At 47.9% G+C, this 12993-nt stretch carries 12 protein-coding genes; 4 read left to right on the top strand and 8 right to left on the bottom strand.

Annotated features, from left to right (window positions below; all coding sequences use genetic code 11):
* Nucleotides 1-28: 28 nt before the first annotated feature.
* From HQN60_RS07965 to HQN60_RS07955, 3 genes are all read right to left on the bottom strand, one after another.
* The gene (locus tag HQN60_RS07965; RefSeq protein WP_173533148.1) at nucleotides 29-805 is read right to left on the bottom strand and encodes an ABC transporter permease; all 777 of its coding nucleotides are present in this window, start codon (nucleotides 803-805) and stop codon (nucleotides 29-31) included.
* Nucleotides 795-1589, bottom strand: coding sequence for an ABC transporter permease (locus tag HQN60_RS07960; RefSeq protein ID WP_254456695.1), 795 nt, complete (start codon nucleotides 1587-1589; stop codon nucleotides 795-797). Before HQN60_RS07960 ends, HQN60_RS07965 begins: the two co-directional genes overlap by 11 nt.
* Nucleotides 1590-1727: 138 nt before the next feature.
* Nucleotides 1728-2816: an ABC transporter ATP-binding protein gene (locus HQN60_RS07955; protein WP_173533146.1), complete on the bottom strand. Its 1089-nt coding sequence runs from the start codon at nucleotides 2814-2816 to the stop codon at nucleotides 1728-1730.
* Nucleotides 2817-3037: 221 nt separating this feature from the next.
* Between HQN60_RS07955 and HQN60_RS07950 the strand changes: the two genes are divergently transcribed.
* The 3 genes from HQN60_RS07950 to HQN60_RS07940 are packed head-to-tail and all read left to right on the top strand — an operon-like array spanning nucleotide 3038 to nucleotide 6987.
* Nucleotides 3038-4399: a cyclic di-GMP phosphodiesterase gene (locus HQN60_RS07950; RefSeq protein ID WP_173533145.1), complete on the top strand. Its 1362-nt coding sequence runs from the start codon at nucleotides 3038-3040 to the stop codon at nucleotides 4397-4399.
* Nucleotides 4400-4411: 12 nt separating this feature from the next.
* A complete protein-coding gene (locus HQN60_RS07945; protein WP_173533144.1) occupies nucleotides 4412-5668 on the top strand; it encodes a putative bifunctional diguanylate cyclase/phosphodiesterase in 1257 nt (418 codons plus the stop codon).
* Complete coding sequence (locus HQN60_RS07940) at nucleotides 5665-6987, top strand: deoxyguanosinetriphosphate triphosphohydrolase (RefSeq protein ID WP_173533143.1); 1323 nt, start codon at nucleotides 5665-5667, stop codon at nucleotides 6985-6987. The genes HQN60_RS07945 and HQN60_RS07940 overlap by 4 nt, the downstream gene beginning before the upstream one ends.
* A 48-nt stretch (nucleotides 6988-7035) precedes the next feature.
* On the opposite strand, the gene waaC is transcribed toward HQN60_RS07940, so the two are convergent.
* On the bottom strand, nucleotides 7036-7992 hold the full coding sequence (gene waaC / locus HQN60_RS07935; RefSeq protein WP_173533142.1) for a lipopolysaccharide heptosyltransferase I: 957 nt from the start codon (nucleotides 7990-7992) through the stop codon (nucleotides 7036-7038).
* 268 nt (nucleotides 7993-8260) lie between these two features.
* Here waaC and HQN60_RS07930 point away from each other — a divergent pair, with 268 nt between their 5' ends.
* On the top strand, nucleotides 8261-8530 hold the full coding sequence (locus HQN60_RS07930; RefSeq protein WP_173533141.1) for a hypothetical protein: 270 nt from the start codon (nucleotides 8261-8263) through the stop codon (nucleotides 8528-8530).
* Nucleotides 8531-8704: 174 nt separating this feature from the next.
* Here HQN60_RS07930 and HQN60_RS07925 read toward each other — a convergent pair whose 3' ends face one another.
* From HQN60_RS07925 to glyS, 4 genes are all read right to left on the bottom strand, one after another.
* Complete coding sequence (locus tag HQN60_RS07925; RefSeq protein WP_173533140.1) at nucleotides 8705-9316, bottom strand: M48 family metallopeptidase; 612 nt, start codon at nucleotides 9314-9316, stop codon at nucleotides 8705-8707.
* An 86-nt stretch (nucleotides 9317-9402) separates the two neighbouring features.
* Nucleotides 9403-10140 carry a lysophospholipid acyltransferase family protein gene (locus tag HQN60_RS07920; protein WP_173533139.1) on the bottom strand — a complete coding sequence of 246 codons (738 nt, stop codon included), beginning with the start codon at nucleotides 10138-10140 and terminating at the stop codon, nucleotides 9403-9405.
* 111 nt (nucleotides 10141-10251) lie between these two features.
* Nucleotides 10252-10794 (bottom strand): D-glycero-beta-D-manno-heptose 1,7-bisphosphate 7-phosphatase, encoded by a 543-nt coding sequence (gene gmhB / locus HQN60_RS07915; protein WP_173533138.1) that lies wholly within the window; start codon nucleotides 10792-10794, stop codon nucleotides 10252-10254.
* A 124-nt stretch (nucleotides 10795-10918) separates the two neighbouring features.
* Nucleotides 10919-12988, bottom strand: a complete 2070-nt coding sequence (gene glyS, locus HQN60_RS07910) for a glycine--tRNA ligase subunit beta (protein ID WP_173533137.1) — start codon at nucleotides 12986-12988, stop codon at nucleotides 10919-10921.
* Nucleotides 12989-12993 lie beyond the last annotated feature (5 nt).

Below are 12993 nucleotides of genomic sequence, written 5' to 3'. Positions count from 1 at the left end.
CAATAATAAATATGACGTTTAAATCTAATTATTTAGCCCGCAATGCACTTGGTGCGACTTTACTGGCAATCAAAATCAAAGTCAGTGTCAGTAGCATCAATAAAGTAGAAATGGCATTCACTTCTGGTGTCACTGCAATCCGAATCATCGAATAAATTTGCAATGGCAAAGTGGAAGCGCCAGCCCCCGCAGTAAAGAATGTAATAACAAAATCATCGATCGATAAAGTAAATGCCATTAGCGCACCAGCAATAATACCGGGCATAATTAACGGCATTGTCACCAGTCTAAATGCTTGAATTGGGCTAGCACCTAAATCACGTGCAGCCTCAACCAAAGCCTCATCCATGCCTTGTAAACGCGAACGAACAACAATGGCGACAAAACCAATGCAAAACGCAATATGCGCCAAAGTAACCGAGACCATCCCCAATGTCATATTGAGCATCACAAAAAAGATCAATAAAGCAACACCCATCAAAATTTCAGGGATCGCAATCGGGGTCAAAACTAAAATCGGCAACACGCGCAGCTTGTATTTATGCATTGCTAAACCAGCCAAAGTACCCAATACCGTCGCACAGCAGCTGGTCACCACCGCAATAATTAACGAATTACGCGCCGCCACGAGCATTTGCTCATTGTGAATTAATAAGCCATACCATTTAAAAGTAAAACCAACCCACTCTGCATTGAGTTTTGAATCATTAAATGAATAGGCAACAACAATAATCAATGGCACATATAAAAAGCCATATACAAAGATTGCCGCAGCCCAAAGCCATTTAGATTGTTTAGAGTGCATTACGCTGCTTCCCCCGACCAATCAACATTCCTAGACCTGCCATCATCAGTACCGCTAAAGTTAGCATAATGGAAAGTACTGAGCCGAAAGGCCAATCACGACTATCTAAAAATTGTTGTTTAATTAAATTACCAATCATCATGCCATCGGTACCGCCAAGTAAATCGGGTACTGCAAACATGCCAAGCGCAGGAATAAATACCAAGGCTGAACCTGCCCATACCCCAGGTAGGGATAGCGGCCAAGTTATTTTCCAGAAACGCTGCCAGCCAGATGCCCCCAAGTCTTGGGCTGCATCAAGTAAAGCTACATCGTGCTTTTCAAGATTGGCATATAAAGGCAAGACCATAAATGGTAAGTGCACATAAACCAGCACAACGATAACCGCAAAATGACTATACATCAGCTGAATTGGCGCAATACCTAGCCATGCCAATCCTTGATTAATCGTCATCGCAAAATAACCTTGCGGACCAAGAATAATCATCCAAGCATAAACTCGAATTAGAAAATTACTCCAAAATGGCAAAATAACTAGTAAAATCAATAAATCACGGTATTTTTTAGGACTACGCGCAATTAACCATGCTAGCGGATATGCCATAAGCAAACAAACAAACGTAGTTATGCCTGCATACCAGAATGATTTAATAAATAACTCAACGTAGATTGAATCTTCAAAAAAACGTGAAAAATTTTCAAACGTAAGATATTCCTGCCAATTCCCAGCATGGATTAGCAGCTCATTTTTACCTGTATCTGGATTGATATCAATTAAAGGCAATAAACCACCGTAATCACCTGGAAAACGGAAAGCGGCCAAAGCCATAATCAATGTTGGTATCGCAAAAAATATCAATAGATACAATAACGGTGGGCCAGAAATTAACCAACGGCCTAATGATTTATTTTTTGCCATGGTTTAACTCAAAATAAAATGGCCAGCGTCATAACGCCATGCCAATTCGACCAAGTCATTATCATCAAAGAATTTTGCCCGTCCTGGCGCAGAATTCGGCAACATGGTTTCGACCAACACGCCATTTTCTAGTTCAATAACATAAATCGTTACGTCACCCAAATATAAGCAATCGTGTACTTTGCCTTTGAAATGAACTTCATCGGCCACATCCAATGGCAAGCTTGCGGCGAGTTTGATTTTTTCAGGGCGAAGCGTGAGCGTGCCTTTTTGGCCCACTTCAACGTCGGGAAGTAATAAAGTTTCGGCAATGCCAACACCGGCAATTTCAACTTGCATTCGATCATGGCCAATGGCAACAATCGTGCCATCAAGCAAATTACATTGCCCAATAAAATCAGCCACAAAGCGACTTTTTGGATGACTATAAATCACTTCAGGCACATCAAGCTGTGCAACCTGCCCTTTATTCATCACCGCAATTCGGTGCGATAAGGCCAACGCTTCACCTTGATCATGGGTAACATACACAAAGGTAATACCGACTTCTTTTTGCAAATTAATTAATTCAATTTGCATTTCTTCGCGTAATTTAGCATCCAGCGCAGACAATGGCTCATCGAGTAATAATAAGCGCGGACGATTAACCAAGGCGCGCGCAATAGCAACGCGTTGGCGTTGGCCACCCGACATTTCATGCGGAAAGCGCTGAGCAAACGGCGTTAATTGCACATCTTCTAAGACTTCCGCTACGCGCTGTTTTAACTCTTCACTGGGCACATTGGCCATTTTGAGTGGAAAAGCAATATTTTGCGCCACGGTCATATGTGGAAATAAAGCGTAATTTTGGAATACGGTATGTACCGGGCGTTTCTCGGGCGGAACACCTGCCACATTCACGCCATCCAAAATAATTTCACCGGAATCAGGTTGTTCAAAACCCGCCAACATCCGTAATAGCGTTGTCTTTCCACAGCCAGATGGGCCGAGCAGCGTAAAAAACTCGCCCGCTTCAACGGACAAACTCACGTGGTTTACTGCAGTAAAATCACCAAATTGTTTTACTACATCACGGATTTCCAGCAATGCCATGATTATCCTCTATACAATTAGCCCTATATTTTAACAAGATAACGCGCAGAGGGGCGACCAATACTGCACCGATATCGATGAAATAAAGCCCAACAGTCCCCAAATGTCGCATTGTGGCAGCACCATTTCAGCAAAAACACGGTTTTCTCCGGAATCAAGCAAGAATTGTACGCAGAACGCATATAATTGCTCAGTTCATCTCTGTCGGCATGGGTTCGCAAGTGGAAATTCGCATTCCTGTTGTCAAACTACAATTAGGCCAGTTCGTTAGCGAGCTCGATCGCCCTTGGCTTGACACTCCGTTTTTAATGCAAGGCTTTTTAATTGAAAGTCGCCAGCAAATCGAATTACTGCATATTCACTGTGAACATATCACCCTCGATCTGAATCGCTCTGTCGGCGGAATCGCGCAATGGACCTCTTTACTCACAACAACAGATCAAATCGAGTCTAGTCGATATCAACCACATAATCCGCCTACTTCTGACAAAGCCGCCGCAGAGCAAAGCCATGATCGACTCAATATATTACGAGAACTGCGTAGGCTGTTTTCTAATTGGCGTCAACAATCGGCAACTAGCAGCAATACCCCATCAGCACTTAGCACAGACATTGTCATTTATGACGATACCGCGGCGGTTGAGCAAGAAATAAAAACCGCCAGCAATTCACATCAAACCGCGCAGCGTTTGGTACTTAGTTTGATGGAAGCGGTTCGCCAAGACTTACAACCTCGGGTTGAAGAAATTAATGAAGTAGTTTCAGATTTAGTCGGCTCAATTATCCGTAATCCCAATGCCCTGCTTTGGCTTACGCAACTAAAAGATCGCGACCAATATACCTACGCCCATTCGATTGACTCAGCGGTGTATTTACTCGCTTTTGGTCGTCACTTGGGCTATCCCCGCGCCGAATTACAAAATTTAGGCATGGCCGGTTTAATGCTCGATGTGGGCAAAATGCGCTTGCCACCTGAATTATTAACCCGCACTGGGCGCTACACCCCGGGCGAATTCATGCTGATGAAAACGCACGTGAATCATAGCTTGGATATTTTGTCGCAAATGGAAGGCATCCCTATTGATGTGTTTGATATGGTGGCGCGCCACCACGAACGCTATGATGGCAGCGGCTATCCACTGGGACTCAAAGCCGAGCGCATCGGGATGTTTGCCAGTATGGCGGGCATTGTGGATTGTTTTACCGCACTCACCAGTGATCGCAGTTATTCCAATGCCAAGTCAGCGCATGAAGCGTTGCAACTCATGTATAAATGGAGCGAACGGTATTTCCATCCGGCACTGATTGAGCAGTTCTCACAATGCGTGGGGATTTTCCATGTAGGGACACTCGTAGAGCTCTCCACCGGTGAAGTGGGCATTGTCATTGGCCAAAATCGGGTGCGTCGTCTCAAACCCAAATTGCTGATTATTTTAGGTCCGGATAAACATCCCTACGCCAAACCGCATACGCTTGACCTCATTACCAACCCCAGCTTACCTAGTGGTTTGCCGATCAATATTCGCCGAGAGTTACCGCGCGGCGCACATCAAATTGATCCTCGTGAGTTTTTTTTGGAATAACCATTGATCCCAATGCCAGCGACTGCCTTTGCTCACGATCTGAACGAGATCGAAATCCGCCATATTGAACGCTTAACAACCGCCCTCTCGCACACGCACAGTGGCCGCTATTGCGGCGTATTGCATATTGAAGTTCGCCATCGGCCGCATCGCCCCAAACAAAGCGCCGTAGTCACGCAAATGGCCAATGCTTTACGCTGTCTATTACGCGAAAACGATCAGTTATTTCATATTGACCACCAAACACTGGGCTTATTAATTCCGAATATTGCCGGCATTAGTCATGCCCTATTGGCGGCCAATCGCGCGCAATATTTATTATGCGAAGCCCCAGAAACACCACAACACTTACATCCGCATATTGGCATTGCCATTTACCCAGAGCATGGCGAAAACATGCCTGATTTACTCAACTCTGCGCGGATCGCGGCGCGTGATTTTACACAAGATCAAATTGGCGTTTATGACCCAAGCCGCGATTGGCTCGGCCAACAACTGGCACGGCTCGAAGCACCTTTACGCGAAGCGTTGGCGCAAAACCGCTTTCATTTAGCCTTTCAAGCGCAAATTAACACCCAAAAGCAGCAGGTCATTGGCGCTGAGATTTTATTACGCTGGGAAGACGCCGTCTTAGGGCAAGTGCCACCCGATCAAATCGTTGAAGTCGCCGAACATCTGGGGCTGATGGACACACTGACCCGCTGGGTCATTCAATCGGGTTTGCGACAATTTGCCTTGCTGCGCAGCGAAGGCTATCGCGGCACAATGAGTATCAATCTGTGCCCAAGTAATTTAGCGGATAAAAATTTAGCGATGTATATCGCTAACGCGCTTGAAGTATGGGATATTCCAGCCAATACCCTCGTACTAGAAATAACCGAATCGGCACTTATTGCCGATATTGAAGCCGCCCTGAAACAATTAGAGCAACTCAAACAAATGGGCTGCCTGCTGTCTTTGGACGATTTTGGCACTGGTTATTCCTCTTTGTCCTATTTAAAGCGGCTCCCTATTGATGAGCTTAAAATTGATCGCAGTTTTATTCAATCGATGGGCAGCTCCGACAAAGACGCCGCCATTGTGCAAAGTATTATCGAACTCGCCCATCGTCTGCAGCTCACCGTGGTCGCCGAAGGCGTAGAAAACGCCGCCAGCGCCGCATTTTTACAGCAGCATCAATGCGACACAATACAAGGCTTTTACTACAGTCGCCCCGTCTCACTGGCGGACTTTAAAGCCTACTTCCAACACATGGAGCAAGCCGCATGATGAACTGGCAACAACTGCTTTCGGCCAACCGCCTTGGCGTCGAAGATGGCAGCCTCCCCGATTTTGAATCCGGACGCAGCAATTACCACAAAGATCACGACCGCATCGTTTTTTGCTCGCCGTTTCGCCGCATGGGCCGCAAAACCCAAGTGCATCCGATGACCGAAAACGACCATGTGCATACCCGCCTCACCCACAGCATCGAAGTTGCTTGCGTGGGCCGCAGCTTAGGCGTACTGATTGGCGAACAGCTCAAAGGCCAGTTGCCCGCGCACATCAGCCCATTTGATTTAGGCGGCATTGTGCAAGCCGCTTGTTTGGCACACGACATCGGTAACCCGCCATTTGGCCATGCTGGCGAATACGCCATTCGCGACTGGTTTCGCCGCCCTGAGCAAGCGTATTTAATGCAAACGCTGACCGCTGCCGAGCGCCGTGATTTAATGACGTATGAGGGCAATGCCCAAGGTTTTCGCATCATCACCCAGCTTGAAAACCATCGTTTTGATGGTGGTCTGCGCCTCACCTATGCCACGCTAGGCACCACGCTCAAATACCCGTGGAGTAGTGAATTTGCCGGCAAAAAAGGCAAATTTAGTTGCTATCAATCCGAGCTTAATATCTTAGAAAATGTTGCCAAAGAGCTCGGCCTACCGCTGATTGAAACCAATAAATGGGCCCGCCATCCACTGTCGTATTTAATGGAAGCGGCCGATGATATTTGCTACGCCATTTTGGATTTAGAAGACGGGATTGAGATCGGCACGCTACCGTATGAAACGGTTGAGCCTTTGCTGATGAAAATTTGCGGCGGCCAAACCAGTCTATTACAACTCGAAATCGCCGCCGCCCCTTCCACCCGCCGCAAAATCTCGTTACTGCGTGGCAAAGCGATAGATCGCAGCATCCGCGATGTGGCCGCCACCTTTATGACGCACTATGACCGCATTATGGCCGGCACCTACCAAGGCGATTTACTCAATGATTGCCCACCGAGCATGCGACTGGGCTTGGCTGAAGCCAAGCAACTGGCGCGCGACCGGATTTTTAACGAACGGCGCAAAATTGAAATTGAAGTCGGTTCATTTACCTGCTTAGAAATCTTACTCAGCGCCTTTTGCACCGCCGCCTACGAACAGCATATCAGTGCAGAAATGCCGTTTCGCATGCGCCGAGTGCTCGATTTAATGGATTACAACGCGCCGAAAAAAGAATGGCCCTTAATCGAAGCCTACCGCCGAGTACTCGATTTTATCGGCGGTATGACCGATAACTATGCCACTTATTTAGCGCAGCAAGTTGGGGGGATGGGACGATAGGTATAGCCACCTAGTAGGTATAGCCACCTAGCTAATTAAATATAAAGCTTAGGTAGCAATACCCATTATATCTAACACTTGCTTCGCTTCTGGAACCTCCCCTTGCCCACCCAAAGCATAAGCTTGGGTATTCCACACCGGGTGATAGCTGGCCGAATCAGTTTGCGTATACAGCGCAATCGTGGCGCGGCCCATGTTTTCTGCCAAATGCGTCATGCCGGTATCCACACCAATCGACCAATCGGCATGGCGAATCAAGCTGGCAATCTGTGTGATAGTGAGTTTTGGCGGCACCATTGCCTGCGTTAGTCCCGCCGCCAATTGCTGCGCCACCGCATATTCGCCCTCGGTTCCCCATGGCAAGATCGCCATCACGCCCTGCTTTTCTAAGGCCTGCAACACCTGCAACCATTGCGCCACTGGCCAAGTTTTTTCAGCCTTGGATGCGGCGTGAAAACACATCACATACGGACGATTGGCTGGCATCCAAGCCGGCAAGCATTCATCCGCTTGAATACCAAAATCAATCTCTCGCTCAATGGAATAATTCAGCGCTAAAGCGGCATAACTGCGATACCACTCGACTGCGGGCAAATTGGCATCCGGCACCACTTGCCGATGATAAGCCCAGCGCGCGGCGTTTTCACCTAAACGATAATCGGGCGGCCCAATAATTAATTTGGCTTTAGCGACTTGGCTAAATAACGCCGATTTAATCATCCCATGACAATCTAAAATGACATCATAATGCTCACGGCGCAATTGCTGAATTGCCGATCGAATACCCTGCCAATTCTGCCGAGTTGATTTACGCCTATAACCGCGTAAAGGCACAGCAATCACTCGATCGATTGCCGGATGCATTGCCGGCAACTCAGCAAATTGCGCATCCACCAACCAATCAATCTGTGCATCAGGGAAATGATATTGAATATCACTAATCATTGGCATGACGAATAAAATATCACCTAGCGAGGTGAGTTTTGCAATCAGAATTTTTTTCATTCTTACCTAAATGCTTAATTCGACGAAAACAAAAATGGGGATTTGGAATAAATTCGATCATATCGCTAAATAAAAACCATTTTTGTTTAGCAAGACATCGTTGCCAATCATTAAACCTGCGAGCATTAAAATTAATCGCAATGGATTAAACCAGATCTACCCAGTAATATCTACTCCCTTACAGATTTTAACTGAGTACTTTTTTATCTCGACGAATCGCGCTAAGTCGCCGACAATCCATGCCTTTCTATCGATAGCGGAATACCGAGTGTTTAAATTACCCGCCGTGCTCTGCTTGGCCTTATTACTCAATGGTTGCGCGGTGGTAACGACCGCCGCCTTGGTCGGCTCAGTTGCCGTTGGCGTCACCACCAGTGCTGTTGGCCTGGCTTATGACGCCACCAAATTGGTAGCAACAGGAACGGTTGCTGCCGGGGGTATGGCGATTGATGCGATGTCAGCATCCAAACCTGCGAACAATACCCCAAGCCCTACACCGCAAGCAAGCGTCGAAATCATGCCACTCACAGAGCAATAGCCAGTCAATCACGTCTGGCGCATTGCTGTTGCGGCGAGCGCGCTCAATTCAAACCTCAATTTAAAACAATGAAATGCAGGATGATGGGAAGGTTAGTGCGGGTTGGATGCTAAACCCCGCGCAGAAATGCGCTACTGCGTGATGACGATAAGTCTTAATTAAACCACAAAGCCATTAGCCCCAAGCCAGCAACGCCACGGCATGCTGCTTAAGCCAAGCCCGCTCGGCTTGCCAATGCGGGCAAGCTTTGGCGACGATGGCCCAAAAGCGGGCCGAATGATTCATTTGTGCTAAATGCGCCAATTCGTGAATCACCACATAATCAATCACGCTGGCTGGCGCTTGCATTAAGCGCCAATTCAAGCGAATGTCACCCGCCGCAGTGCAACTGCCCCAGCGCGTTTTGGCCGACGACAACTGCCATTTTCTGGGCTGCAGCGCCATGCGTTCTGCCCACAAGCCCACGCGTTCGGCCAAATAAATCTGGCCAGCACGTTGATAAAAACGAATTAAAGCCGGGGCAATTTTGGCTTCATTGGCCGCACAGAGCGACAACACCCCTGCGCCAAGTTGGCTGCGTAACGCCGGTTGCAAAATAAAAGACTCGCCCAGATACAAGGCACTCGCCCCCCAGCACAAGCTCGGCGGCACGAACTCAGGCTCAGCGCACCGCGCAGCCAGTTTGGCGCGCACCCATGCCAGTTTGAGTTCGATGACGCGCTCGGCCTCACGTTCGGCAGCGCTTTGCGGCAAAATCACCGTTAATCCCTGCGCATCAATTTTCAAACCAATACTTCGCCGCCGCGAGCTACGCTTTACTTGATAGGGTATATCTCCAGAGCTATTTTTAAATAAACACTGCAAGTGAATACCTATACTTTTTTCTGCTCAAAACACGGGCCACGGCCACTGATTTCGTCCATCTGGCCTTCGATCCAGTTTTCGACTTCTTTAATCAGTTCTAATGATTTTTTACCTTCCGAAGCAATCGGCGGCCCCACGCGCACGGTGATTTCTCCGGGCCATTTTAAGAAAGAATTTTTCGGCCAAAACTCACCCGAATTCATCGCCACCGGCACAATCGGTACATTCAAATCCAGCGCCAAGCGCGCGCCACCTTGTTTATATTGGCCACGCTCACCGGGCTTAATCCGCGTCCCTTCTGGAAAGATCACAATCCATAAACCTTTGGCTAAACGATCTTTACCTTGCTCCATCAATTGCCGCTGTGCGGCGGCGCGCTGGCCGCGATCAATCGCGATCGGCGACGTAGTTGCCAAAGCCCAACCAAAAAATGGCATTTTGAGTAATTCGCGCTTCATCACCCACACTTGCGGCGGGAAAATCAATTGCAGCGCCATCGTTTCCCACGCCGATTGATGTTTACACATAATCATCATTGGCCCTTCGGGAATATTTTCTGCGCCTTCAACCCGAAATTTAAGGCCGCAAGTCAGGTGTAACCACTTAAGTAAAATCACTGACCACCAGCGAATAATTCGATTTCGCATCACCGCAGGCAACGGCAAAATCACAATGGCAATCAAGGTAAATACCGGCGTAATGATAATGAGTAGCAACCAATACAAAATAGAGCGCAACCAGATCATGTAACGTAGACTCGCGAAAAAAAGCAGAATGGGAAAACTAACAACGACAGCGCTAGTAAAAATAAGCGAAAACTCAAGCCATCCGCAGCGGATGGTTTGAGCGGCAGTAGCTTAATCTGCCGAATACATTAACCAATTAGCGGCCGCAGCCAAATCATCAAAAATCAACGTACCATTGGGTAAATTGCCGCGGACTTCGGTTTTCATGCCATTGCCAGTTCTGACTAAAATAGCGCGCCCACCAGCAGTCGCAATTGCTTGTAAATCACGTAGTGAATCACCGACCATATAACAATCTTTGACATCAACACGAAAGCGCTTGGCTATATCTAAAATCAGGCCTGGCGCCGGTTTACGACAAGTACAGCCACTATCTGGTGCATGCGGACAGAAAAAAACCGCGTCCAAATGTCCACCCATATGATGCACCGCTTTATGCATCTTGCTATGAATCTGATTGAGTGTGGCCACATCAATCATGCCGCGCCCAATCGCACTTTGATTGGTTGCGACCACCAAAGTCCAGCCTGCTCGGGTTAATTCACCAATCGCATTTAAACTACCTGCAATCGGTAGCCACTCTTCAGGCGACTTAATATAATCAGGACTGTCTTCATTGATGACGCCATCCCGATCCAAAATTAAGAGTTTCATTTTTTGCATCCTTAACCTTGAATATCGAGCGAGATTTTCGTCCTCAGCGACGAATAAGACCAATAAATAAAATCAGCGGATCAACCGCACATGGAGTTGCACGATCAATCCGCCCTCAGCCAATTTAATCAGCTAATAATGACAATTCAGCGACGCGATTCATCAAATCAGCCAGTTGCGACAACAGTGCTAAACGATTGCCACGCTCGGCCAAATCATCGCTCATCACCATCACAGAATCAAAGAAGGCATCAACCGGTGCTTTAAATGCCGCCAATTGCTTCAATGCGCTGGTAAAGTCGTTGACCGCCAAAGCGCTTTCAACCGCCGGTTGCAACGCTTGCAATTGAGCAAACAATGCTTGTTCAGCACCGGCGCCAATTAAAGCGGCATTTAATGCTGGCAAATCGCCTTCGACTTTTTTCAGAATATTGCGAATGCGTTTATTTGCCGCTGCGAGCGCCGCGCTTTCTGGTAAAGCTTTAAATTCAGCCACCGCCGCCAAACGCACTGTCAGGTCGTCAAAGCACGTTAGTGATTTAGCCAACACCGCATCAATATCCGCAGCTGGATATTCAGCCGCCAATAAGTTTTTCAAGCGCTCCAACATAAAGCCATACAAACCATCCACCGTGCCGGCTTTAATCAAGCCCGCTGGGAAGCTGGCTTCAGCAATATTGAGCAACGCTTTCAAATCGAGTGGCTGCTCGAGCAAAATCCGCAACACGCCCAGCGCTGCGCGGCGTAATGCAAATGGGTCTTTGTCGCCTGTTGGGATCAAGCCAATACCGTAAATACCGACTAAGGTTTCCAATTTATCGGCCAAAGACACGGCCTGTGCTGTCGCGCCTTCTGGCAGGGTATCACCCGCAAACTTAGGCTTGTAATGGGCTGCAATCGCATACGCTACATCCGTATCTTCGGCATCATGCACGGCATAGTATTGCCCCATAATCCCTTGCAACTCAGGAAATTCACCAACCATATCGGTCGACAAATCGGCTTTGGCCAAGTAAGCCGCACGCGTGGCTTTACCAACATCAGCGCCGAGTAATTTGGCGATTTCACCGGCAATGCTTTCCAAACGCTGCACGCGCTCCAATTGCGAGCCAATTTTATTGTGGTAAACCACATTGGCTAATTTGCCGACGCGGGTATCGAGTTTGGCTTTTTTATCTTGCTCAAAAAAGAATTGAGCATCAGATAAGCGTGCGCGCAACACGCGCTCATTGCCATTGATAATGTGGCTAGGATCGGCAGTTTGCAGATTGGATACCAGCAAAAATTGATTCATCAATTTGCCATTGGCATCAAGCAGCGGGAAGTATTTTTGATTTTGCTGCATGGTCAAAATCAAGCATTCTTGTGGCACATCGAGAAATTCAGCTTCAAACTCCCCTTTCAACACCACTGGCCACTCCACCAAGGCAGTCACTTCGTCAAACAAAGCATCATCAGCAGCAATCGTGGCATTCAATGCCGCGGCGGCCGCTTGCAGTTGTTCACCGATTAATGCACGGCGCTCGGTAAAGCTGGCAATAACGCGACCTTGCTCATTGAGTAAACGCGCGTAATCATCGGCGTTAGACAGCACCAGCTCTCCGCTAGATAAAAAGCGATGCCCCAATGTGCTGCGGCGTGAATTCAGGTGCAAAATTTGTCCGGCAATCAAATCATCGCCGTGCAACATCATCAAACCATGCACCGGACGAATAAATTGGCCGTCACGATCACCCCAGCGCATTAATTTTGGCGCAGGCAGTTTTTTTAATGCCGCAGCCACAATACCGGCAAGGACTTCGTCTAGTGCTTGACCAGCTTTGGTCATGCGGAAAACAAACACTTCTTGCTTGCCATCGTGCAGTTTTTCTAAGCTATTGACTGCGTCAGCCGCCAAGCCGCAAGAGCGAGCAAAACCGAGTAAAGCCGGGGTGGGCTGACCGTCTTTAAACCCAGCGGCGACCGCTGGACCGCGCTTTTCAATGGCTTGCTCAGGCTGAACTGCGGCCACATTAGCAATGCTCACTGCCAAACGACGTGGGCTAGCAAACGTGGTGTATTGCGCATCAGCAGGGACAAAGCCCAGTTTTTGTAATTCAGCAAAAATCGTATCGGCAAATACCGCGCCCAATTTAGGCAGCGCCTTGGGGGGGAGTTCTTCCGTTAATAATTCAATAAGCAGTGTTGGGTTCATGCTGT

This window comes from Deefgea piscis (assembly GCF_013284055.1).
Taxonomy (GTDB): Bacteria; Pseudomonadota; Gammaproteobacteria; order Burkholderiales; family Chitinibacteraceae; genus Deefgea; species Deefgea piscis.
The sequence above is the reverse complement of the archived record's forward strand: the minus strand, read 5'-3'. Positions and strand labels throughout refer to the sequence as shown.

Excerpts from the sequence above, each read along its gene's own strand:
- HQN60_RS07965 (WP_173533148.1), bottom strand. The coding sequence starts at position 805 with ATGCACTCTAAACAATCTAAATGGCTTTGGGCTGCGGCAATCTTTGTA.
- HQN60_RS07955 (WP_173533146.1), bottom strand. The coding sequence starts at position 2,816 with ATGGCATTGCTGGAAATCCGTGATGTAGTAAAACAATTTGGTGATTTT.
- HQN60_RS07945 (WP_173533144.1), top strand. The coding sequence starts at position 4,412 with ATGCCAGCGACTGCCTTTGCTCACGATCTGAACGAGATCGAAATCCGC.
- HQN60_RS07940 (WP_173533143.1), top strand. The coding sequence starts at position 5,665 with ATGATGAACTGGCAACAACTGCTTTCGGCCAACCGCCTTGGCGTCGAA.
- waaC (WP_173533142.1), bottom strand. The coding sequence starts at position 7,992 with ATGAAAAAAATTCTGATTGCAAAACTCACCTCGCTAGGTGATATTTTA.
- HQN60_RS07920 (WP_173533139.1), bottom strand. The coding sequence starts at position 10,140 with ATGATCTGGTTGCGCTCTATTTTGTATTGGTTGCTACTCATTATCATT.
- gmhB (WP_173533138.1), bottom strand. The coding sequence starts at position 10,794 with ATGAAACTCTTAATTTTGGATCGGGATGGCGTCATCAATGAAGACAGT.
- glyS (WP_173533137.1), bottom strand. The coding sequence starts at position 12,988 with ATGAACCCAACACTGCTTATTGAATTATTAACGGAAGAACTCCCCCCC.